General features: G+C 61.2%; 24 protein-coding genes, 1 tRNA gene and 1 pseudogene. 16 read left to right on the forward strand and 10 right to left on the reverse strand.

From position 1 onward, the window contains the following. Nucleotides 1–77: 77 nt before the first annotated feature. Nucleotides 78–154, reverse strand: a tRNA-Val gene (locus M5C71_RS26915). A 186-nt stretch (nucleotides 155–340) separates the two neighbouring features. On the opposite strand from M5C71_RS26915, the gene M5C71_RS26920 reads away from it, so the two are divergent. Beyond that, nucleotides 341–1624: an FAD-binding oxidoreductase gene (locus tag M5C71_RS26920; RefSeq protein ID WP_248769175.1), complete on the forward strand. Its 1284-nt coding sequence runs from the start codon at nucleotides 341–343 to the stop codon at nucleotides 1622–1624. A gap of 28 nt (nucleotides 1625–1652) precedes the next feature. Here the strand turns inward: M5C71_RS26920 and M5C71_RS26925 are convergent, their stop codons facing one another. Continuing rightward, the gene (locus tag M5C71_RS26925) at nucleotides 1653–2342 is read right to left on the reverse strand and encodes a peptidase C39 family protein (RefSeq protein ID WP_248769176.1); all 690 of its coding nucleotides are present in this window, start codon (nucleotides 2340–2342) and stop codon (nucleotides 1653–1655) included. A 225-nt stretch (nucleotides 2343–2567) separates the two neighbouring features. Between M5C71_RS26925 and M5C71_RS26930 the strand changes: the two genes are divergently transcribed. After that, nucleotides 2568–2735 (forward strand): hypothetical protein, encoded by a 168-nt coding sequence (locus M5C71_RS26930; protein ID WP_178129763.1) that lies wholly within the window; start codon nucleotides 2568–2570, stop codon nucleotides 2733–2735. Nucleotides 2736–2796: 61 nt separating this feature from the next. Here the strand turns inward: M5C71_RS26930 and M5C71_RS26935 are convergent, their stop codons facing one another. Next, on the reverse strand, nucleotides 2797–3546 hold the full coding sequence (locus M5C71_RS26935; protein WP_103498358.1) for a TerC family protein: 750 nt from the start codon (nucleotides 3544–3546) through the stop codon (nucleotides 2797–2799). A 137-nt stretch (nucleotides 3547–3683) separates the two neighbouring features. Between M5C71_RS26935 and nhaR the strand changes: the two genes are divergently transcribed. Next, the gene (nhaR, locus tag M5C71_RS26940; RefSeq protein ID WP_248769177.1) at nucleotides 3684–4589 is read left to right on the forward strand and encodes a transcriptional activator NhaR; all 906 of its coding nucleotides are present in this window, start codon (nucleotides 3684–3686) and stop codon (nucleotides 4587–4589) included. 116 nt (nucleotides 4590–4705) lie between these two features. Here nhaR and M5C71_RS26945 read toward each other — a convergent pair whose 3' ends face one another. Continuing rightward, the gene (locus M5C71_RS26945; protein WP_248769178.1) at nucleotides 4706–5215 is read right to left on the reverse strand and encodes a DUF1993 domain-containing protein; all 510 of its coding nucleotides are present in this window, start codon (nucleotides 5213–5215) and stop codon (nucleotides 4706–4708) included. Nucleotides 5216–5345: 130 nt separating this feature from the next. On the opposite strand from M5C71_RS26945, the gene M5C71_RS26950 reads away from it, so the two are divergent. Continuing rightward, complete coding sequence (locus M5C71_RS26950; protein WP_152737516.1) at nucleotides 5346–5993, forward strand: DUF480 domain-containing protein; 648 nt, start codon at nucleotides 5346–5348, stop codon at nucleotides 5991–5993. Nucleotides 5994–6012: 19 nt separating this feature from the next. Here M5C71_RS26950 and M5C71_RS26955 read toward each other — a convergent pair whose 3' ends face one another. After that, nucleotides 6013–6831, reverse strand: a complete 819-nt coding sequence (locus tag M5C71_RS26955; RefSeq protein ID WP_103498354.1) for a shikimate 5-dehydrogenase — start codon at nucleotides 6829–6831, stop codon at nucleotides 6013–6015. Nucleotides 6832–7088: 257 nt separating this feature from the next. On the opposite strand from M5C71_RS26955, the gene M5C71_RS26960 reads away from it, so the two are divergent. The 3 genes from M5C71_RS26960 (at nucleotide 7089) to M5C71_RS26970 (ending at nucleotide 8148) form a co-directional block, all read left to right on the forward strand. Beyond that, on the forward strand, nucleotides 7089–7427 hold the full coding sequence (locus tag M5C71_RS26960; protein WP_103498353.1) for a hypothetical protein: 339 nt from the start codon (nucleotides 7089–7091) through the stop codon (nucleotides 7425–7427). Nucleotides 7428–7660: 233 nt separating this feature from the next. Then, entirely contained in the window at nucleotides 7661–7855 is a 195-nt protein-coding gene (locus M5C71_RS26965) for a hypothetical protein (RefSeq protein ID WP_100942792.1), read from the forward strand. A gap of 110 nt (nucleotides 7856–7965) precedes the next feature. Continuing rightward, complete coding sequence (locus M5C71_RS26970; protein WP_248769179.1) at nucleotides 7966–8148, forward strand: hypothetical protein; 183 nt, start codon at nucleotides 7966–7968, stop codon at nucleotides 8146–8148. 86 nt (nucleotides 8149–8234) lie between these two features. Here the strand turns inward: M5C71_RS26970 and M5C71_RS26975 are convergent, their stop codons facing one another. Further along, a complete protein-coding gene (locus tag M5C71_RS26975; RefSeq protein WP_248747930.1) occupies nucleotides 8235–8795 on the reverse strand; it encodes a hypothetical protein in 561 nt (186 codons plus the stop codon). A 256-nt stretch (nucleotides 8796–9051) separates the two neighbouring features. On the opposite strand from M5C71_RS26975, the pseudogene M5C71_RS26980 reads away from it, so the two are divergent. The 4 genes and pseudogenes from M5C71_RS26980 to M5C71_RS26995 all read left to right on the forward strand — a co-directional run. Continuing rightward, nucleotides 9052–9272: pseudogene (locus tag M5C71_RS26980) on the forward strand (site-specific integrase); the annotation flags it as partial. A gap of 132 nt (nucleotides 9273–9404) precedes the next feature. After that, complete coding sequence (gene pbpG / locus M5C71_RS26985; protein WP_178129762.1) at nucleotides 9405–10331, forward strand: D-alanyl-D-alanine endopeptidase; 927 nt, start codon at nucleotides 9405–9407, stop codon at nucleotides 10329–10331. Between the two features lie 243 nt (nucleotides 10332–10574). After that, nucleotides 10575–13106, forward strand: coding sequence for a hypothetical protein (locus M5C71_RS26990; RefSeq protein ID WP_349294020.1), 2532 nt, complete (start codon nucleotides 10575–10577; stop codon nucleotides 13104–13106). Next, nucleotides 13099–13935, forward strand: coding sequence for an AraC family transcriptional regulator (locus M5C71_RS26995; protein ID WP_177103418.1), 837 nt, complete (start codon nucleotides 13099–13101; stop codon nucleotides 13933–13935). Before M5C71_RS26990 ends, M5C71_RS26995 begins: the two co-directional genes overlap by 8 nt. A 6-nt stretch (nucleotides 13936–13941) precedes the next feature. On the opposite strand, the gene M5C71_RS27000 is transcribed toward M5C71_RS26995, so the two are convergent. Next, nucleotides 13942–14529, reverse strand: coding sequence for a LysE family translocator (locus M5C71_RS27000; protein WP_103498348.1), 588 nt, complete (start codon nucleotides 14527–14529; stop codon nucleotides 13942–13944). Here M5C71_RS27000 and M5C71_RS27005 point away from each other — a divergent pair. The 3 genes from M5C71_RS27005 (at nucleotide 14522) to M5C71_RS27015 (ending at nucleotide 15695) form a co-directional block, all read left to right on the forward strand. Continuing rightward, nucleotides 14522–14668 carry a hypothetical protein gene (locus M5C71_RS27005; RefSeq protein ID WP_177103420.1) on the forward strand — a complete coding sequence of 49 codons (147 nt, stop codon included), beginning with the start codon at nucleotides 14522–14524 and terminating at the stop codon, nucleotides 14666–14668. The two genes, M5C71_RS27000 and M5C71_RS27005, sit on opposite strands and share 8 nt — an antisense overlap. Nucleotides 14669–14719: 51 nt before the next feature. Then, nucleotides 14720–14929: a hypothetical protein gene (locus M5C71_RS27010; RefSeq protein ID WP_103498347.1), complete on the forward strand. Its 210-nt coding sequence runs from the start codon at nucleotides 14720–14722 to the stop codon at nucleotides 14927–14929. A gap of 238 nt (nucleotides 14930–15167) precedes the next feature. Then, nucleotides 15168–15695 (forward strand): apolipoprotein A1/A4/E family protein, encoded by a 528-nt coding sequence (locus M5C71_RS27015; protein ID WP_248769180.1) that lies wholly within the window; start codon nucleotides 15168–15170, stop codon nucleotides 15693–15695. A gap of 1 nt (nucleotide 15696) precedes the next feature. On the opposite strand, the gene M5C71_RS27020 is transcribed toward M5C71_RS27015, so the two are convergent. Continuing rightward, a complete protein-coding gene (locus M5C71_RS27020; protein WP_103498345.1) occupies nucleotides 15697–16593 on the reverse strand; it encodes a LysR family transcriptional regulator in 897 nt (298 codons plus the stop codon). Nucleotides 16594–16733: 140 nt separating this feature from the next. On the opposite strand from M5C71_RS27020, the gene M5C71_RS27025 reads away from it, so the two are divergent. Then, nucleotides 16734–18158, forward strand: a complete 1425-nt coding sequence (locus M5C71_RS27025; protein WP_248769181.1) for an MFS transporter — start codon at nucleotides 16734–16736, stop codon at nucleotides 18156–18158. A 19-nt stretch (nucleotides 18159–18177) separates the two neighbouring features. Here the strand turns inward: M5C71_RS27025 and yfcF are convergent, their stop codons facing one another. Continuing rightward, the gene (gene yfcF / locus M5C71_RS27030; RefSeq protein ID WP_103498343.1) at nucleotides 18178–18810 is read right to left on the reverse strand and encodes a glutathione transferase; all 633 of its coding nucleotides are present in this window, start codon (nucleotides 18808–18810) and stop codon (nucleotides 18178–18180) included. 107 nt (nucleotides 18811–18917) lie between these two features. Further along, complete coding sequence (locus M5C71_RS27035) at nucleotides 18918–20126, reverse strand: MFS transporter (protein WP_248769182.1); 1209 nt, start codon at nucleotides 20124–20126, stop codon at nucleotides 18918–18920. Between the two features lie 108 nt (nucleotides 20127–20234). On the opposite strand from M5C71_RS27035, the gene M5C71_RS27040 reads away from it, so the two are divergent. Beyond that, nucleotides 20235–21164: a LysR family transcriptional regulator gene (locus tag M5C71_RS27040; protein ID WP_103498341.1), complete on the forward strand. Its 930-nt coding sequence runs from the start codon at nucleotides 20235–20237 to the stop codon at nucleotides 21162–21164. Nucleotides 21165–21199: the final 35 nt, after the last annotated feature.

The following is a 21199-nucleotide window of genomic DNA, read 5'->3' on the forward strand; positions in this document are numbered from 1 at the left end:
TTTGCAAATCTCAGAAAGCAAAAGGGGCCAACCTTTCGGTTGACCCCTCTAGACCGCCCAGCAGAGCGGATTTTGTTTGGTAGGCGCGATTGGACTCGAACCAACGACCCCCACCATGTCAAGGTGGTGCTCTAACCAACTGAGCTACGTGCCTGCTGTGGGGCGACATTTTGCGGATTTTCTCAAAGCTGTCAACCCCTTTATTTCGCTAACCCCTTGAATATGCGTATTTTTTACTGATTCCCGGCGAAATCGGCTTTTTTCCCGGGTGGCTGGCGGGGGTATTTCATCTGAGGTAGGATCAGGCCACTCGTAAAAAATATAAAACAGAGGTTGCAGGATGGCGAACACCCCCTACCCCCAGTCCTATTACGCCGCTTCGGCGAATCCGGTTCCTCAACGCCCTGCCTTGCAGGATGATGTCGAGACCGATGTGTGCGTGATCGGCGCCGGTTATACCGGGCTGTCCAGCGCACTCTTTCTGCTGGAGAACGGTTTCCGGGTCACGGTGCTGGAGGCCGCCAAAGTCGGTTTCGGCGCGTCGGGCCGTAACGGCGGGCAGATCGTCAACAGCTACAGCCGCGATATCGACGTCATCGAACGCACCGTTGGCCCCAAACAGGCGCAATTGCTCGGGCAGATGGCCTTCGAAGGCGGCCGGATCATTCGCGAGCGGGTGGCCAAGTACAACATCCAGTGCGACCTGAAGGACGGTGGTGTGTTCGCCGCCATTACCAAAAAGCAGATGGGCCATCTCGAATCCCAGAAGAAGCTCTGGGAACGCTATGGCCATACCCAGCTCGAACTGCTGGACGAGCGACGCATTCGTGAAGTAGTCGGTTGCGACCAATACCTGGGCGGCATGCTCGACATGAGCGGCGGTCATATCCATCCGCTGAACCTGGCATTGGGCGAAGCGGCAGCGGTCGAGTCGCTGGGCGGGACCATCTACGAGCAGTCGCCGGCAGTGCGCATCGAACGCGGCGCCAACCCAATAGTGCATACGCCACAGGGCAAGGTCAGGGCCAAGTTCATCATCGTCGCCGGCAACGCCTACCTGGGCAATCTGGTGCCGGAACTGTCCGCCAAATCGATGCCCTGCGGCACCCAGGTGATCACCACCGAGCCGCTGAGCGATGCGCTGGCAAAGTCGCTGCTGCCCCAGGACTACTGCGTCGAGGACTGCAACTACCTGCTGGACTATTACCGTCTTTCCGGTGACAAGCGCCTGATCTTCGGCGGCGGCGTGGTCTATGGCGCACGGGACCCGGCCAATATCGAGGCGATCATCCGGCCGAAGATGCTCAAGGCCTTCCCGCAACTCAAGGATGTGAAGATCGACTACGCCTGGACCGGCAACTTCCTGCTGACGCTGTCGCGCCTGCCGCAGGTCGGTCGCCTGGGGGACAATATCTATTACTCCCAGGGCTGCAGCGGTCATGGCGTGACCTACACCCACCTGGCGGGCAAGGTGCTGGCCGAAGCCCTGCGCGGCCAGGCCGAGCGCTTCGACGCTTTTGCCGACCTGCCGCACTACCCCTTCCCCGGCGGCCAGTTGCTGCGCACGCCGTTTACCGCCCTGGGAGCCTGGTATTACACGTTGCGGGACAAGCTGGGGGTCTGACCCCCGCAGCCTGATGCAAATATTGTCGTCAGTGCCCGGCCAAGGCCTTGGTGGCCTGGGCCGCCGCCTGTTCCTGACCGGCCTGGGCCAGGTCGTTGGCGGCTTTCAACCAGCGCTGCCGATCAACCTGGGCCGGCAATTGCGTCGGCGCCTGGACCAGCACCGCCCAACTGCCGGCACCCTTCCAGGCCGATGCAAAGGCACTGAACTTCATCGGCAGCCGAGGGCTCATGCCCGCGCGCAACAGCACGGTCTGTTTGGTCCGGTTGTAACCGACCAGCACCCCATAACGCGGGGTCGACCACACCCGCCCCTCGTTGAACCGGACCAGCACCGGATACCCGGCGGCGACCTGGGCCAGCAACGCCGACAACTCAGGGTCCAGCGGATAGACCACCATGCCGTACTCACGGGCCAGGACCTGCATGTTGCGCTCAAGGCCGTCCTCGGTTCCCGGCAATTTCAGCGGTTTTTCCAGCAACCCCGGCGTCACGCTGACACTCTGCTGCGACAGCATGGTGGCCAGGGCCATGGTGCCGCCTTGATAGGCCTCGCCACGGAAGAACGGCACGGCATTGAGCTCAACCCGCTCCGGCAGACTCCGGACCTCTGGCGAAACACCACCGCCGGCACAACCGCCCAACCCCAGCAACAATGCCCCCACCAGCCACAAGCGCCGCCCCGGTACCGTTCGAAAATTTGTTGATCCCTTGAACATCTTCACTCTCTTGGTCAATCGCCAGGCCGTTCAACACCTGACAGGCCCCCTGATCATAGGTCGCACGCCGATGTGGGTATAGCCTTTCGTTGCGATTTGCCTGACGCGATAGAGCGAAATGACTGACCCAACACGACCTTTGGTCAATGGACTGAAACACAGCAACGTCTAGACTGATCCTGGAAAGACGAAGTGAGTGAGCCCGAACGGGCGAAGGAGGCACTGATGAGCCTTGTAGCGATAATTGCACTGTTGGTGCTCGGCTGGGTCACCGTCGCAGCGGCCATGTTGTGGGGAGTCCTGAGAATCTCCCGCCGTCACCACCACCCTGCCCTGCCGGCACAGCCCAAAACCGCCGAACAGTCCCAGGCCCGTACTGTCACTGTGCACTGACGGGCTTTTAACGAGAAAGGCCGCCTGAATCCAGGCGGCCTTTTTATTGACGCAACAGCTATCAGCCTTCTGCTACCTGACGCTTGTGCCGGGCACGCCGGGCCAGCATGTTCAAACCTTCGATCACCGCGGAGAAGGTCATGGCCGCGTAGACATAGCCCTTGGGCACATGGGCGCCGAAGCCTTCGGCGATCAGCGTCATGCCGATCATGATCAGGAAGCCCAGGGCCAGCATCACCACCGTCGGGTTGTCGTTGATAAACTTCGCCAACGGCTCGGACGCCAGCAACATCACCAGCACCGCCACTACCACCGCGATCACCATGATCGGCAGATGCTCGGTCATGCCCACGGCGGTGATGATGCTGTCGATGGAAAAGACCATGTCGAGCATCAGGATCTGACCGATCGCCGCCGCGAAACCCAGGGATATACCGGCGCTGCTGTCTTCGGTCTCCTTGGCCTCGGGGTCCATGCTGTGGTGAATCTCGGTGGTGGCCTTCCACACCAGGAACAGGCCACCGGCAATCAGGATCATGTCCTTCCAGGAGAACGCCTGGCCGAACACCTCGATCACCGGCGCGGTGAGCTTGACGATGTAGGCGATGGTGCCCAGCAAGGCCAGGCGCAGGATCAGGGCCATGCCGATACCGATACGCCGGGCCTTGGTGCGAAACTGCGCCGGCAGCTTGTTGGTCAGGATCGAGATGAAGATCAGGTTGTCGATGCCCAGCACGATTTCCATGACGATCAGCGTCGCCAGGGCAATCCAGGCGGTGGGGCTGACGGCGAGTTGCAACAGGTATTCCATGGTTCAGTCCTGATTCGGGGGTAAGGCGGCCACGTCCTGGCCCACCAATAGCGCAGCATTCTAAGGAAGTGAACACTTCAGGAAAATTCGTATTTTTAAGCGCTATACTTCGGTTTTAACGAACTGAATAGAGCCTGATGCTCAATTATCGCCAGTTGCACTATTTCTGGGTCGTGGCCAGGACCGGCAGTATCGTCAGGGCCTGCGAGCAGTTGAACCTGACGCCACAAACCATCAGCGGCCAGATCAGCCTGCTGGAACAGACCTTTGGCGTGGAGTTGTTCCGCAAGGCCGGACGACAGTTGGAACTGACTGAAGCCGGGCGCCGTACCCTGCCCTATGCCGAGCAGATGTTCCAATTGGGCAACGAACTGGAAGCCATGTTGCGCACCCAGCCGAACGAGCAGCAGCGACTGCTGCGGGTCGGGGTCGCGGATGTGCTGCCCAAATCCATCGTCTATCGCCTGATCGCGCCGACCATGGAGCTGGATGAGCCGATCCGTATCACCTGCCGCGAAGACAAACTCGAACGCCTGCTCGCCGACCTGGCGATCCAGCGCCTGGACCTGGTGATTTCCGACAGCCCCATGCCTAGTCATCTGGACATCAAGGGCTATAGCCAGAAGCTGGGGGAATGCGGGATCAGCTTTTTTGCCACATCGGCACTGGCAGCGCGCTATGCCGAGGATTTTCCACGTTGCCTGCATGGCGCACCGCTGCTGATTCCCGGACAGGAAAGCGTGGTGCGCAGCCGGCTCTTGCGCTGGTTCGCCGAACAACACCTGCATCCGAGGATCGTCGGCGAGTTCGACGACAGTGCCCTGATGCAGGCATTCGGCCAATCCGGCAGCGGGATTTTCATTGCCCCGAGCGTGATCGCCGAGGAGGTATGCCGGCAGTACGGCGTCAAGCTGATCGGCCAGACCGATGCGGTAAGCGAGTCGTTCTATGCGATCTCGGTGGAGCGCAAGGTCAAGCACCCTGGCATTGTTGCCATTACCGAGGGTGCTCGACGCGAGCTGTTTACCACGCAGGAAGACTAAGCGCTGACCGTGCGGGATTTCGCGCCCAACAGAAAGTTTGCGGCAAGCGGGCAAGCCCGTTCACCACAAGATCTCACCGGCCAATCAGATTTGAACCGGTATCGAGCCGTACGAAATCAGAACGCGCCCATGTAGTCACGCTTGCCGATTTCCACGCCGTTGTGGCGCAGGATCGCGTAGGCAGTGGTCACGTGGAAGAAGAACTGTGGCAGGCCGTAAGTCAGCAGGTAGGCCTGGCCAGTGAAGCGCTTCTCTTTCGGTGTGCCCGGGCGGGTCACGATCTCGATGCCTTCCTTACCGTCGATCTGGCCCGGGGTGATGGTGTCCAGGTGAGCCAGCACCTTGCTGATCAATGCCTGCAGTTCGGCGAAGGTGGTTTCGCTGTCCGGGTAGGACGGCACGTCGATCTCGGCCAGACGCGAAGAAACGCCCTTGGCGAAATCGACCGCGATCTGCACCTGACGGTTCAGCGCGAACATATCAGGGGCCAGACGGGCTTGTACGAAAACGCTCGGATCGATGTTCTTTGCCACCGCATGGGCTTCGGCCTTGTTCAGAACGTCGCTCAAGGCATTGAGCATTTGCTTGAAAACCGGAATGGAAGCTGCGTACAGGGAAATGGTCATGAGGATCTCGCAGTGAAAATGGCAGGAGTGAGGCTGGGCGATTATAGCCAGGGTGAAGCGTATAGCGGCTTGTCTTTTTACGGCTGAAGGCCCTACGCTTACGACCTTTCAACGCACAGGGAAAAGCACTATGGGCAGCGAGCAAGAGACTTCCGTCGATCAGCCACAATTGAACAGCACGGAAATTCGCATCCTGGGCTCCTTGATTGAAAAACAGGCCACCAGCCCGGAAACCTACCCCCTGACCCTCAATGCCCTGGTGCTGGCCTGCAACCAGAAAACCAGCCGCGAACCGGTGACAAACCTCAACCAGGGCCAGGTCGGCCAGAGCCTGCGCGCCCTTGAAGGCCGTGGCTTTACGCGCCTGGTGATGGGCAGCCGTGCCGACCGCTGGGAGCATCGGGTCGAAAAGGCGCTGGAACTGGTGCCGGCCCAGGTGGTGTTGATCGGCCTGCTGTTTCTGCGTGGCCCGCAGACGGTCAACGAACTCCTGACCCGCAGCGGCCGGATGCATGATTTCGAAGACAGCGAGCAGGTCGTGCATCAATTGGAGCGCCTGATTGCCCGTGGCCTGGCCCTGCTGATTCCAAAACAGGCCGGGCAGCGGGAAGACCGCTACACCCACGCCCTGGGCGACCCGGCGGATATCGAAGCCATCCTCGCGGCCCGCCAGCAAGGACCCGAGCGCAGTGCGGCCGGCGCGGTGTCCGTGGAGCGTATCGAAGAGCTGGAAGCCCGGATCGCGGCGCTTGAAGAACGTCTGGCACGATTGGAATAACCACCGCCAGACGCTTCATTCAACTGCGCGCAAAGGCCACCGCCTTCTGGAACTGCTCTTCGCTGGGCCGCACACCGGTGTACAGCACGAACTGTTCCAGCGCCTGGATGGCAATCACTTCAAGCCCGGTGATCACCCGCTTGCCCAGGGCCCTGCCGCGTAGAATCAACGGGGTTTCCGAGGGCACCGCGACCACATCGAACAGCGTGTCGGCCGCCTCCACCGCCGCGGCCTCGAAGGCCAGCTGATCCGCTTCCGGGCCGCCGCTCATGCCAATCGGCGTGACATTGACCAACATCTGCGGGCGTAACGCCCCCAACTCCGCCTGCCATTCATAACCGCAACTCTGCGCCAGCGCCCTGCCCGCTGCTTCATTGCGGGCCATAATTACGCCATTACGGTAACCGCCATCCCGCAAGGCCGACGCCACGGCCTTGGCCATGCCGCCGCTGCCGCGTAGCGCGAAGCTGATGTCCTTGGGCACCGCATGGGTCTCAAGCAACTGCGCAATGGCGATGTAATCGGTGTTATAGGCCTTCAGATGGCCAGCAGTGTTGACGATGGTATTGATGGACTGAATCGCCGCGGCGGACGCGTCCAGTTCATCCACCAAGGCGATGCACGCCTCCTTGAACGGCATCGACACCCCACAGCCCCGAATACCCAGGGCCCGAATCCCACCGACCGCGCCGGTCAGGTCCTGGCTGCTGAACGCCTTGTAGTAAAAGTTCAGGTCTAGTTGCTCATAAAGATGATTGTGGAAACGCAAACCGAAATTCCCGGGGCGCCCCGACAACGACATGCACAACTGGGTGTCTTTGTTGGGGTTCATCTGCATGTTTCATCTCCTGAAGGGGTGTTTTCGGATAAATGGGATAGGCATTTACCCAGCTTTCGTCGATCATAGCGACCAGTTGAAGGCTCTGGCACCTGGCCTCGGATAGCTGTCAAAGAAGCCGCGCCAAGAACCTTACACAAAATTTACTCAACGGCTGTGCAATTTTTCAGAAAGTCGTTGTCATAGAAGTATCCCCACGACAGTCCTTGAGTCTATTGCAGACAACAAGCGCTGGGGTTGGAACCCGAGGAATAATCATGATTCGTACAATCCCCAAGATAGCCTTGCTCGTTGGTGCACTCGCTGTCGCAGGCCAGGCCTCTGCCCATGGTGGCAACTGGGTCGGCCCTGCCTTGTTGGGTGGCGTGATCGGCGGAGCCATCGTCGGTTCGGTGATGTCAGAGAGCCGCCCGGCTTATGTTCAGCAGCCCGTGTATGTGCAACCGGCCCCGGTCTATGTACAGCAGCCGCCTCCGGTCTATGTCCAACAACCGGTCTATGTCCAGCCGGCCCCGGTCTACGTCCAGGGTGGCTACTATGGCCGTCCGGTGTACTACGGTCATCCGCATTACTACGGCGGTGGCCCACGCTGGTAATCGACAGGCAGAACATCCAGGCCCTGCTCGCAAGAGCGGGGCTTTTTTTTGCGATATCCAAGCGTCGATGTCTGAATTGCGCCAGCAAAGGTCGCAGGCAAGACAACCGCCCAGCGGCAATAAAAGGCATGATATGACCTGTCGTCGCCCAGGACGGGCCTTAATACGACTGTCATATTTATGCCATGCCCGATCAGCAAGATCAGGCTGAATGATAAGAACAAGGACGAACCATGCCTACGCAGAACCCACATCGTACTGCTGGCCTCTGCACATCCAGCAAGGTCTACAGCGCCCTCACCGAGCTCAAGCAGCTCGAAGGCCACCGCACGGCCAAATTCCTCTCCTTGCTGGCCGAGAATCTGGTCCGCAAAGGGCTGCTGAATGAGCAGGAAGTGCTGAAGATGCTCGACCAGGTCGTCGACTGACGCACTCTATTGCCGCCTGTCGATCTCGTCGATGTCCACTATCGAGCGCGATGATTTTCCTCCGATCGGGCCGGGCCTTAAGGTAGCGCCATAGATTGATGGAGGTCCTCATGGCCAAGGTACAAATCATGTCCGTAATCGGCGGTGCCGTTCCCGCCTCGCTCAGAGAGCTGGGTCTACTCGCCTGCTGGTACCTGGTTCGAGACGGTGTACCGATCAGTGGACCTTTCACTTCTCTGATGGCCGCCAAGACTTCGTCGCAAAGTATGAACCTCTCGGCATTGAACGCCTGACCAGCCCAGGACTCCCGAAAACGTGCGTTGCTCCGCACACCCCTTTGCCCGCATACGTTGCGGGCTTTTTTATGGGCGTGCACTGATCAGCCGCGCTCGGCCAAGGCGGCATTGACCTGGGAACGGTGGATGAGCTTCTGCAGGCGCTTCTCCAGTTCGATCATCACCACACGGTCGCTGCGACCACTTTCCAACTCATCGATCAGCGCCTGGGTCACCTGGCGCAGTTCATGGCTGATAACGATCCGGTCGTCGTTCAGATCGTGCTTGTGGGACTCGAACAGGCGGTGCAGGAAATCATCGAGGGTGCGCTGGCAACGATGCCGGTCCGTGGCCCGCAAGTGCGCCAGATTGGCGCTGATACGCCCCAGCAGATCCAGCAGCTCAATGCCAAAGTAGTGCAGCCGCCGCGCATACCCGACATCGCGCTCACGGCGTTGTTTGCGCTGCTCCTGGAATTCCTGCTTGCGCTGGATTGCGGGCACACTGATAGCCACCATCAGGCCGACCACCAGGCCCACGGCCTGGATCCAGCCATACCAATCCGCCGATTTCGGAAAGAAAGCAAAGCCCAGCAACAGAACCGCCACCATCCCTGCCCAGACCACCATGGGCAGGTAATCCCTGCTGATCAAACCCTTCGGCATTGCCGGACTCCTGAGTCATTGGATCGCGTCGATTACGTCGCAAGCGCCGATGCTAATCGGTCCGCGAGGCCCGCACCACCACGTATCAGGCTGGGTACACAATTAAATAGCCATCACTTATCCGGCCTCCTGGCAAACATAGCAAAGAAGCGCGACAACGACCGCCGACGCGTCCGCAAGTCGTTTCCATTCGTGTTCCAACCGGCAGGAAACTCAGCGCGTCACGACCCCGACCAGCCCGTTCGAAAAGGCACCGAAAAGCCTGAAAATAAGAGGGCGCAATCCATACAACTGCCGCCATACGTACGCTACTATGTGTCTTATGGCCAGCATGCATCCAGCCTTCATCGCCGGCCAGTTAGGACACAGCGTTCAGGTCCTCCTGCCGACCTATGCATGCTGGCTTAGCTCACCACGGATTGGACCGAGATCAGGAAGCTCGAAGAGAGAATGGGTACAACATTGGTACAAGAGTAAATTTTGTGTCAGTTAAGCCCAATATCTACAGAGGTGTGGCAACTTTCTGAACTATATTCATAAAATGTAACGTTTTTTTGAGAACGACCCGTTACCTACGGTTTACCCATTATTTTTTGCGAGTCCATCCGCGTGAACATTCGTCATTCCATCTTCGGCCTGGTTTTTGTCCTGGCAGGCGCCGCCATCACCCCTAACGTAGAAGCCCGCGAGACCGTCTCCGCCCCCCGTGATACCCATCATCTGCAAGTCGCTTCCGGCAGCGCCCTGGTCGTCGATCTGCAAACCAACAAGACCCTTTACTCCAGCAACCCGGACGTGATCGTGCCGATCGCCTCGGTGACCAAGCTGATGACCGCCATGGTAGTGCTGGACGCCAAGCTGCCGATGGACCAGTACATCTCGGTGAACATCGCCGATACCCCGGAAATGAAAGGCGTGTTCTCCCGGGTCAAGCTCAACAGCGAGCTGCCGCGCAAGGAAATGATGCTGATCGCCCTGATGTCTTCGGAAAACCGTGCGGCGGCCAGTCTCGCCCATCACTACCCGGGCGGCTACGCGGCCTTTATCGCGGCGATGAATGCCAAGGCCCGGTCCCTGGGCATGATCAATACCCACTATGTGGAACCCACTGGCCTGTCGGTCCATAACGTCTCCACCGCCCGTGACCTCAGCAAGTTGCTGATGGCCGCACGTCACTATCCGATGTTGAGCGAACTGAGCACCACCAAGGAAAAGACCGTGGCGTTCCGCAAGCCCAACTACACCCTGGGCTTTCACAACACCGACCATCTGGTCAATAAAGATAACTGGGACATCAAGATCACCAAGACCGGCTTCACCAACCAGGCCGGTCACTGCCTGGTACTGGTCACCAACATGGGCGGTCGCCCGGTGGCGTTGGTGATTCTCGATGCGTTCGGCAAGTACACCCATTTCGCCGATGCCAGCCGGATCCGCAACTGGATCGAAACCGGCAAGAGCGGTGGCGTACCGGATGTGGCCCTGCGCTACAAGTCCGAGAAGAACCTCAAGAGCCGCGACCAAGCGTCAAAGTAAGCCCTGATACCGTGGCCCGATTCTTCGGGCCACGTGCTGTCGTGCTCGGGTGCCTGTTCCTGCGCGCCTATCACCTGGCTGAACTGGGCCCGTCAGTCTGCCTCGCCGGCAGTGATGTGACTTCGACGGCCCTGCTCGATCAGCCACAAGCGGAGTCCAATCCGTCGCCATAAGCCCAAAGGTGCCGCCGCGCACCCAAACCGGCATAATCGCGCTCCGCCTCCGTCGAACAGGACTTCACCCGTGAGCGCCGCACGCCCCCCAACCCGCGAGAACAAAAACATCGGCCGCCTGTTGCTCGAACTGCTGTGGTTGCTCCTGGTACTGCTGGTGCCGATGTTCTTCGTCACGATCCTCCCGCCTTTGCTCGCCCTGGCCGTGGTCATCGTCTGCGCCGGGGCGATGTGGGTCTGTGTGAAAGTCGGTTGGCCCAAAGGCGGACGAGCCTTTGCCCGGCTGATGATCTCGGCGGTCTTTGGCCTGGGCTTCAGCCTCGGCCGGGCACTGCCCGATTACTGGGACATCGCGGCCGCCTGCCTGGCGATTTTCCCCGGGCTGGCTTGCGTGAGCATTTGGGAGAAGCACCTGGGCCTGGTAAAGCCCGCCACGCAGACCCCACCCGCTGGCAGCGGTGCCAGTGCCTGGGGTGGCCAGGAGCCAACACTGACGCCCGAAGGCGAGCCGATCCGGGTGTTCAACCACGGCGAAATCGCCATGGGCGGCCCGGTGATGTGCGACTACCTGTTTCCCGACGGCACCCTGCTCGAAGGACTGGGTGCCTCGGCGCGCTTTTCCAGTGACGCCCGCTACTTCGCCGCCCCCATTCCGTCACGCGGCAACTGGGGCCTGGTGATCCTCGACCGCACCTTGCACCGCCTCTATCGCTGCCAGGCGGATCAGTTCTGGGAACTGGATACTTTCAATGAGCAAGGCCTCGGTGGGCGTTACAGTCCGTTGGTGGACAACGGTTCCCACCAGCACTCCCTTGAAGAGTTATTGCAAGACGCCCAAGCCATCGACCTGCTCCCAGTCAGCGATCTCTGGCTGGAACCGGGCAACTGGCAACAAGCCCTGGCCCGGCAACAGATCGAATATCGCTCCCCCGATGGTCGGCATCGGCTAAATGGCCAACTGACCCTGCCCGATAGCCTGAGGGAACTGGACCAACCGACCCGCCCGATCAACCATCTCGATTACCGGCTCAGCGTCGATAACGCCCCTTCCTCCTTGTTGATCTCGGCCCAGACGCCGATTGTCTGGAGCGCCGACAGCCGCAGCCTGGTCTGCCGTGCCCGCACACTGGACTCGTCAGAGCCGCACCAAGCGCTATGGCTCTGGCAGCAGGATCGGGGCTGGCGCCCCCTGCGCAGCCCCTGGAGCCGCGACAACCGCAGCCCTAGCGGATACTGGAGCCAACCGGTGGCGCTGGACGAGCAGCAGGTCTGGCTGGAGAGCGAGCTGCCGCTGTCGCAACCCGACAACGGACATTACGGCTACCAGTTGCACAGTATCCACAGTGACTCGCAGATTCTGGTCGGCCACGACCCTCTGGGCCGCGAGCAGACTACCGAATGGAACAGGCCCCGTATCCGCCTGGTCCTGCCACTGGACAGCGACGGGAGCACGGCCAGCGTAACCATCGAGTCAGAGCCGCTGGCGAATGGCACCCACGCCCACTTCACCTGGCTCCAGGACGATCAGGACGACTCAGCCGGCTACCAGTGCCGGATCGGCGACTGGACCCTGCCCGGCCTTTGGCGCCTGGATCATCGAGTGAGCGACTGCTCCCATTATCTGGCGCTGGTGCCGTTTGCCCCGCATCCGGCGGTGCCCGACCGCGTGATGGTGGCCGATCCCCGGCAACATCGGCTGATCGAGAGTCCACCGATGCGGGTCGCCGGGCTGGTGGATTTCAAGGCGGCGACGCTGAGCGTCGCAGTGATTGTCGGGCGCCTGCCGCGGGACGTCGCCAGTACGCCGCTGCAACGTTTTACCGAAGCCGTCCCTGATGCGTCCCAAGCCGCCGAGTTCTGCCGATACCGCGAAGACTCGCGCCTCTACTACGAGCTGCGCAGACTGCAATTGAATAGCGACAACCTGCAAGATTTGCCCGCCTGGCGTTTGGTCAAGCAGCCACAGATCGCCAGCGCCGAAGGCGAGTTTATCCAACCCTCCCCGACCGGCCTGGACGCCGCCTGGCTGTTCGGCACCAGTACCGAATACGGCGACGATCTGGGGCGAGGGCATATTGCTCGCCTGGGCGGACACCTGCTGACCGCTTCCGGCTGTGCCCTGTCGGACCTGGCGCCCTCCATGGCGTGGTCGCCGAAGGGACGCTACCTTGCGCTGACCCGACTCTATCTCGACCATCGCGACTTCGCTGACAGCTACAATCGCAGCGCCTGGAAACTCCTGCTGCTGGATGTCGAGGCACACACCTTGCGCACCGCACCCGGCTGGCTGGGCAACCGACCACAGCTCATCGACTTTGCTGCCGACGCCCTGCACTTGCGCCAGTTCGAAGCGGACTGGGATCAGCGGGATGGCTCCGACCCGGGCACTCGTGTGAAGATCACCTTGAAAGAGATACTGGAGTGGCCGTGCGAACCCTTGCAACTGCAAGCAGGCCTCTGGCTGACAGCCGCCGAGGCGGCTCATGCCCAGGCTTGGCAAACCCTGGAAAGACCGGAACCGCTTCGACTTCTGCAGGAACAGGCTACGCTACAGACCAGTCGCCGCCCCGAATCATCTCGCACCGGACCCGCTCATGAGTAAATCGTCCTCAACCGTCCCTGATGACAAGGCACCCTACTTCTGGCGGGACGAACGCCTGCCCTTCATCGAGGCCCGCTCGATCCAGGACGGCCGCAAGGTCTGCTATTCCCGGCATTCCCACGAACACTTCTCGATCGGTGCGATCACCCACGGCCAGAGCACCTACATCAACGAGCAGAACCAATGGCGGGTCGCGGCCGGCACCGTGGTGCTGATGAATCCGGGTGAGGTGCATGCCTGCAACCCCATCGAAGACCAGCCCTGGGCCTATCGCATGTTCTATGTCGAAATAGCCTGGCTGACATCACTGCAACATGAACTGGGGTTCAGCCCGGATCTGGACTTCCGGGCATTTTCCACGCCCCATACCCGCGATCCGGCACTCTATGAAGGCTTGAACAGCCTGTACGAAACCCTGGTGGACGACGAGCTCGCGCTCCTGGAAAAACAGTGCGCCCTGGTCGAGTTCTTCACCCTGCTGCAGCACCGTTTGAACCCGGCGCCACGGCCGGCTCGGGAGATCAACCAGAAACTGGAACGGGCTGCGGCCTACATTCATAAACACTGTACTGAAGCCCTGAAGCTGGAAGACATCTGCCAGGCCGCGCAGTTGTCGGCGTCGTACCTGACCCGCGCCTTCAAACAGCATTACGGCATGACGCCCCACGCCTTCCTGGTCAACCGGCGCATCCAGTACGCACGCAATCGGCTGCGCCGTGGCGGCCTGATCGCCGACGTCGCGCTGGAGGCCGGGTTCGCCGACCAGGCGCACTTCCAACGGGCATTCAAACAACACCTGGCCGCGACACCGGGGCAGTATCGCGGTTGATTCGCCTCAAGGCAGCAACAGGTAGATCGCGCTGAGGGCCAGCAACAAGGCCATCAGCCGATTGAACAGGCGCATGCCCTTGGGATTGTCCAGATAATGCCGCAGAAAGGTTCCGGCAAATCCCCAACAGGCAATCGAGCCGTAGCAGATCACGAAGTACACCGCCGCGAATTGCCACACCAACCGCGCTTCGCCATTGGCCGCAAACGCCCCCATCCCCGCCACGCAGGCCAGCCAGGCCTTGGGATTGAGCCACTGCATCACCGCGCCGACCGTCATCGTCGGCTGTTTGCCGGACTGGCTGGTATTGAGACCGCCATCGTCGAGCGCCAGCTTCAAGGCCATGTACAACAGGAACGCCACACCGGCCAGCTGGATCACCCGGGTCAAACTCGGCACGAACAACAACAGCTCATTCAACCCGAGGCCGATCAGGACCAGCAACAGGGTGAAGCCCAGGGTCGCGCCCGTCACGTGCCGCAAGCTGGCACGCCAGCCGAACTGTGCACCGGCGCTCAGGGCCACGATATTGACCGGGCCGGGGGTGATGGAAGAGGCCAGCGCAAAGGCCGCCATGGAAACAAGAATGCTCATCGTCTACCTTCTGCATGAGTGGATGTCGGGGCTGAAGGTACCCATGCGCACGGGCGGCGGTATTGAAGAAAACTCCCCTGTACAGCCTTTTGCCCCACAGACGAAATGTTTCATCCAGCAAAGCGTTCAAGCGGCGTAAGATGAACAAGGTGTTAATCGTGCATCGTATCCAGCCAGGGGAAACCGAACCATGAAGCCGAACCTCGTCAAAGTCGCGCTGGTAATGAGCGCCCTGCTGTTGAGCGCCTGCTCCGGCACGAGCACGATGACCAGCAACAGTGCCTGCTATACCGAAAGCTGTAACCAGCACTACGACAGCAAACCGGTCACCCAGAGTTTTGGCGCCTCGAACCTGGGCAGCAGCTTCCGTGAGTACGGCACCAGCATGCTGCGCGACTAAGCTCAATCGCTGATCAACGGCTGGCTGCATCCCCCGGCAGCCACGTTGATTTGCACACAAAAAGCCAGGCCTGGTCCTGCTATCTCACAGGAAATGTCCGACTTTCCACTCCCTAGCTTTACGTCGATTATCTGAATCTGGACCGCTGCCCCCGACAGCGCCTGCCCAGCCCTCGCTTTTGACGGGAGCCTGCCGTCAGGCGGTGCCTTCTGGTCACTTGTCCCTTGCAGGAGATACGATGAAGCTATCGATGAACTTATATGACGCGCTGACGAGCATCGATGTCCCTCCGAACAAGGCCAAGGCGGCTGTAAATGCCTGGGAGTCGGATATGGAAAAATTCGCGACAAAGTCTGATCTGCTCCGCACCGAGACCCAGTTGCAAACGTCGATTACGGAATTGGGCTCAGAAGTTCGTTCACTGGGCACCGAACTGCGCGCACTGATCAATGAACAGGGTGCAGAACTGCGAGCTTCCATCAAGGAGCAAGGCGCGGAACTGCGAGAGTCCATGACAAAGCAAGGCACAGAACTGCGAGAAGCCATGACGAAGCAGGGCGCGGAGCTGCGAGAAGCCATGACGAAGCAAGGCGCAGAACTGCGAGAGGCCATTACAGAACAAGGTGCAAAATTCCAGGTATCCGTTGCTGAAATGGACTCACAGAACAAGATCCTGCGCTGGCAGCTCAGCATCCTGCTCGTCTGCATCACCATTCCCCTGCTCAAGCTGGCTTACGATATGCTGATCAAGTTCACCTTGAACTGAGTCACTTCAGCTGCGCGCAGACTTGCCGAAGGCACCCGCGCAGCCAGCGGTGCGCGGGATCGGCATCCAGCCGCGGATGCCAGAGCATGGCAACCGTGAACGTCGGCAGCGAGAACGGAAGTTCAAAGCTGTGCATACGGGTACGCAGGTTGCCGGTGTGGCGCTCGGGCACGGTGGCGATCAAATCGGTGGATCGGGCCAGCGACAGCGCAGTCGAAAATCCGGCAACAAACGTAGCCACCTCCCGTGAAAACCCAAGCCGCTCCAGCGCCTCATCGACAGCGCCCTTGTCGAGCACTCGCCGCGCAACACCGATATGCTGGCCGGCCGCATACCGTGCAGGAGTCATTTCACCCTGACCCAGCGGATGCTCCCGGCGTACCACGCCAATAAAGCGATCGCGAAACAGCGCCTGGGTCAGCAACTCAGGACCTTGGCTGCTGCCCACCACACCGGTTTCCAGATCGACACTGCCATCGCGCAGTGGCGCGCTGTCCTTGTCCGGTTTCTGCAGGAAGCGTAGGCGCACCCCGGGCGCCTCTTCAGCGATCCGGGCCAGCAGCGCAGGACCGAAACTCTCCACAAAACCGTCACGGGTGCGCAGTGTGAACGTGCGGACCAGTTGCTTGAGGTCCAACTGCCCGACAGGTCGCAGCACGGCTTCGGCGTCCTGCACCAACTGCGCGACCCGCTCGCGCAACTCCAGTGCCCGGGGCGTGGGCACCAGGCCACGCCCTGCCCTGACCAACAACGGATCACCGGTGGTTTCCCGCAAACGCGCCAGTGCCCGGCTCATTGCCGAGGGGCTGAGATGCAGGCGCCGGGCAGCGCGCGCCACGCTGCCTTCGGCCAGCAGCACATCCAGGGTGACCAGTAGATTGAGATCGGGTGTGGACATGGACCGCCCCTTGGCATGGCCTGTTCGGATAGCGCGTCAAACGCACGAGTACAGTGCAAACGGTGCACCTTCCGCCATGTTAGGCGCCGGCGTAGATTTCTGACAGCTCTGCGTTGGGAGCGGCCGAAAAGAGAAGCCGGATGAAACCGATCACTGCAGGACCCGAAAAGCTCGCGACGAACACCGAGCCACACACACCGTCGGCACGCTGGGCACTGGCCGGCTTGTCGCTGTCGATGCTGCTGTCATCCCTTGGCACCAGTATCGCCAACGTCGGCCTGCCCACCTTGGCCCAGGCGTTCAACGCGTCCTTCCAGAACGTGCAATGGATCGTCCTCGCGTATCTGCTGACGATCACCACCCTGATCGTCAGCGTAGGCCGGCTGGGTGATCTCACCGGTCGGCGGCGCCTGCTCCTGACCGGCATCGCCCTGTTCACCCTGGCCTCGACGCTCTGTGGTTTCGCCCCCACGCTGGGTCTGCTGATCGGCGCGCGGGCGCTACAAGGCGTCGGCGCGGCGATCATGATGGCCCTGACCCTGGCGTTTGTCGGCGAAACGGTGATCAAGGCCCGCACCGGCAGTGCCATGGGCTTGCTGGGCACCATGTCCGCCATCGGCACGGCCCTGGGCCCCTCACTGGGCGGGCTCCTGATCGCCGGGCCGGGCTGGCGCGCGCTCTTCCTCATCAGTGTGCCGCTGGGTGTGCTGGCGTTTATCCTCAGCCACCGCCACCTGCCCGCAGATCGTCAAAGGACTCAGCACGAGCGAAGCGGTTTCGACCCACTGGGTACACTGCTACTGGCGCTGACACTGGCGGCCTATGCGCTGGCCATGACCCTGGGACGCGGCCACTTCGGCCTGCTCAATATCAGCCTGCTAGCGATGGCAGCCCTCGGCCTTGGCCTGTTCGTGTTGACCGAGGCCAAGGTCGCTTCGCCGCTGATTCGCCTGGTGATGTTCCGTGACCTCAGGCTGAGCGGGAGCCTGCTGATGAGCGGGCTCGTCTCGGCGGTGATGATGGCGACGCTGGTGGTCGGTCCGTTCTATCTGGCGCGAGGGCTGGGATTGGACGCGGCAGGGGTCGGGTTGGCGCTCTCAGCCGGGCCTTGTGTCTCGGCGCTGACCGGGGTGCCGGCGGGCCGACTGGCAGACCGCTTTGGCGCACAGCGCATAACGGTTGTCGGTCTGATGGCCATGACCGTCGGCTGCCTTGCGCTGTCGCTAGTGCCGCAGACCCTCGGGCTGGGCGGCTACATCAGCCCGCTGGTCGTTGTCACTATCGGCTATGCCCTGTTCCAGGCGTCCAACAACAGCGCCGTCATGGGCGAGGTCGGCACGCAGCAACGGGGCGTCGTTTCCGGCCTGCTCAATCTGTCGCGTAATCTCGGGCTGATCACTGGAGCATCAGCGTTGGGTGCGGTGTTTGTGCTCGCTTCAAAGGCAGCCGACATCACCAGCGCGTCCCCCGAAGCCGTCGCCAGCGGCATGCGGACGACCTTTGCCACGGCACTTGCACTGGTTGTCGTCGCCCTGGCCGTGGCGCTGGTCGTCAAGAAAAGATAACGCTGCGCAATACTGCCAGCTACAACGCAGGACGCTGGAACCCGACCCACTCCTGCACGGCAGGCCGCTGCCATTGGCGTTGCGCATATTCCACCAGGACAGGTGGCACGTCGTCACCGTTGAGGACCAGCCGGTTGAGCATCAGCGCCAGGTCGGTATCGGCAATCGACCATTGACCGAACAGGTGCTCGCGCCCATCCGCCAGCAGTGCCTGGGCGGCCGCGAACAGCTTGCGCGTCGCCGCCTCGGCCGCTGGCGACAAGGGCCCCGACTTGATGCCATAAAACACCACCACGGTGGAGCGCTCCTGCCGGATCGGTATCAGGTCACTGCGCAGCCAGGCCTGGACCTGCCGGGCCTGCGCGCGCTGTTGACGGTCTTGCGGATAAACCGGCACCTGCGGGAATGTCTCTTCCAGATACTCGGCAATCGCCGACGACTCGGACAAGGCAAAGTCGCCATGCACCAGGGTCGGCACCCGCTGGGTCAGCGACAGGCTGGCGTAGCCTTCAGCCTGGTTTTCCAAGGTGTCGAGGTCCAGGGGGATCAGTTCGAAGTCGATGCCCTTTTCCCGCAGCACAACGAAATCCGACATGGCATAAGGGCTGGTGAATTGAGCATCGACGTACAGTTGCAGGCGGGGATCACTCACGACACATCTCCATATCCATAGGTGGGAGGGGACACGCTACGGGATTGGCCGTCATAAATGAAATGCATGATTTTCATGCGCGCATTCCCCACGGGAATACCGTGGCTTCAGCGGTCCAGCGCCCTCTGTACACACCAGGACAATGGCAGCGTCAGCAGCACCATTGCCGCCAGGGCCATCACCGCGATCGGGATTCCGGTCAGGTCACCCAGCCCCCCGAACAACACCGGCGCCAGCGCCCCACCGCCGATGGTTCCGGTATAGAACAGCGCAAACGCCTGCTCGCGCTTGCCCGCCTCCGACAACTCCGGCACTACACCATAGAGCACCGACGATGTCCCATTCAGAACCAGACCCAACAACGGCAACATCGCCATCATGCCGGACAGCGGCAGATACACCGCCAGCACGATCAACACCGAAGTAGCCGATTCCGTCAGCCACACGGTCTTCATCATGCCGATACGCGCGCCCAGGTAACCGCAGAACAACTTGCCGAACGCGCCGCCCACGAACAACAGCATCAACGCCAGGCCAATGCCCGCCGTCCCGGCCCCCTTGCTACTCAACAGGAAAGGCAAAAAGGTGAGAAAGCCCATGCGCACCGCACTGTCCAGCGTGCCCGTCAGCAGCAGCGCACGCAGCCCGTTGGCGGAGCCTTTCCCTGTCGATGTCGCGGAGGCTTTCCGAGACCCGGGCGACGTTGCCGCCTGTGTCGGAACCAGCCACCACAGCAGCGCGGCGGCAGCCAGGCCAAGTACGCCCATCAGCGTGACACTGGCGCGCCAACTGACGACCGTCAACAACAGGCCTACCAGTCCCGGGAGCAACGTCTTGCCGATATCGCCGGAAAAGTTGTATTGCGACAGCGCCTCCTTGACCCCGCCACCTGCCTCATGGGTATCGGTGATCAGCGAGGACGCCAGCGGGTGCTGGGTGCTGGCGCCCAACCCACCCAGCAGCAGCGCCAACAGCAGCACCGTCAAGCCGCCGGCCTGGCCGACGAGCAGGTACGCCAAGCCGGCCAGTGCGGTGCCGCCCACCAACAAACGCTCTCGTCCCCAGCGTCTGGCGGCCCGGCTCGCCAACAACTGGAAACCGGCCATCATCCCGGAATAGGCTCCGCGCAGCAGCCCCACCTGCGCGTAGCTCATGCCGAACTGTGCCTGCCAGATTGGCAGCAACACATAGATCACATCGGTCAGACCGTCATGCACGGCATGGGCGCTACAGGCCGCCAGCAGGGACCGACGACGTAAAGAGGTCTCGGCGGGTGGCGATTCGCTCAATGTCAGTGGGCTTTTCAGATCAGTCATCGTGTTGACTCACAGAGCCTCTCGTTTTATGACGAAAAGACTTTATAGAATACGCAGACTGGCAAAGACCAATACCAAATTCGAACCGATCAATACCCAAGGACCAGGATGCTCGATCTACGCAGGTTGCGTTACTTCTTGACCGTTGCCGAGGAACTGCATTTTGGCCGTGCAGCACTGCGCCTGCACCTTGCCCAACCGCCCCTGACCCGGCAGATTTCGGCCCTGGAAGTCGAACTGGGGTTTCGCCTTTTCGACCGCACCAGCCGCAGCGTATCGCTCACGCCTCAAGGCCGCGCCTTCCTGCCTTACGCCCGCTCCGTGCTGGAGCAAGTCGACCTGGCCAAAGTCATCGCCGACAAATTGGCGGCTGGCACTGCCGGTCAGCTTGTCCTGGGTTATGCCAGCTCGATTGCCCTGTCGGATATTTTCAGCCAGGCCATTCGGGCCTTCGCCCAGCGTTTTCCAGAGGTTCAACTGACGTTGGTGGAAAGCGCTTCAGGCACCCTGGTGGCGCAGATCGTCGACGGGCGCATCGATATCGGCATGAGCCGTCTGCCACCGTCCGACGGGCAAACCGAGGTCCAGTCACTGTCCCTGGGCGAGGAGCAACTGGTGGCCGCCCTCTCCAGTGACGACCCGCTGGCCGATCAATCCCAGGTGACCCTGGCGCAACTCAGTACGCGCCCGTTGATACGCTATCCGACCGATTACGGCTCGGGGCTCAACACGATTATCGAGCACCTCTACCAACGCCATGGCCTGCCCTTGCAGCCCGGGCCGGCCGGACGGCAGATCACCTCGATCATCGCCCTCGTGGCTGCCGGCCAGGGCGTCGCACTGGTGCCTCACTGCACCCGGACCCTGGCAAAAAAAGGCGTGACCTACCGCCCCGTGACCGATCCCGACGCCTGTGCGCCTCTGCTGGTACTCACTCGCGCGCAAGGACGCAGCCTGCTGGTCGAGGCGTTCATGGGGGTGATCGACGAGCTTCGACAGGCTCGGGAACAATCCACAAAAGCCGAAATCAACGACTAAAGTACCCTCTGTAAAACAAGCGGCCTTGAAGGAAA

Origin of the sequence: Pseudomonas sp. MWU12-2345, assembly GCF_023242385.1 — a bacterium.
GTDB classification, from domain to species: Bacteria; Pseudomonadota; Gammaproteobacteria; order Pseudomonadales; family Pseudomonadaceae; genus Aquipseudomonas; species Aquipseudomonas gingeri_D.